Origin of the sequence: Corynebacterium sp. MSK044 (assembly GCF_030232825.1) — a bacterium.
Taxonomy (GTDB): domain Bacteria; phylum Actinomycetota; class Actinomycetes; order Mycobacteriales; family Mycobacteriaceae; genus Corynebacterium.
Map to the genome: position 1 here is coordinate 1 of NZ_JASPJJ010000060.1, position 540 is coordinate 540.

1 protein-coding gene is annotated in these 540 nt (G+C 60.2%); it reads left to right on the plus strand.

All coding sequences use genetic code 11. The annotated features are described in order from the left end of the window. Window positions 1-540, plus strand: a 540-nt coding sequence (locus QP994_RS11245) for an IS3 family transposase (protein WP_284866834.1), incomplete at both ends; no start/stop codon positions are given.

Genomic DNA, 540 nt, shown 5'->3' on the forward strand with positions numbered 1-540 from the left:
CGCGGCGGAACTCGACCGTCCCACCAGAAGATGATCGAATACATCGATGCGTATCGCGATCGCTTCGGGGTCGAGGCCATCTGTCGCACGTTAAGGCAGACAGAATGTGAGTTTATCACCTCTCGGGGCTACCGAGCAGCGAAAACACGAGCCCCGTCGGCCAGGAGCTTGTCAGACGCGCTGCTTATCCCCGAATTGGTGAGAGTCTTCGAGGATAACTTCAGCGTGTACGGGGTCCGCAAGATGTGGAAGGCCATGCAGCGCGCTGGCTGGGACATCGGTCGGGATCAGACGGCACGGTTGATGAAACTCGCCGGCATCCAAGGCCGCAGAAGGGGCCGCACTCCGATCACAACGCTTCGGGCTGATGTCCCGGATCGTCGCCCTGACCTGGTCAACCGTGACTTCACTGCCCCCGCGCCGCACCGGTTGTGGGTCGCTGACATCACCTACGTGCATACCCTGTCTGGTTTTGCCTACACCGCGTTTATCACCGATGTGTACTCCAGAAAGATCGTCGGTGTCGCAACTCGGGCGAGC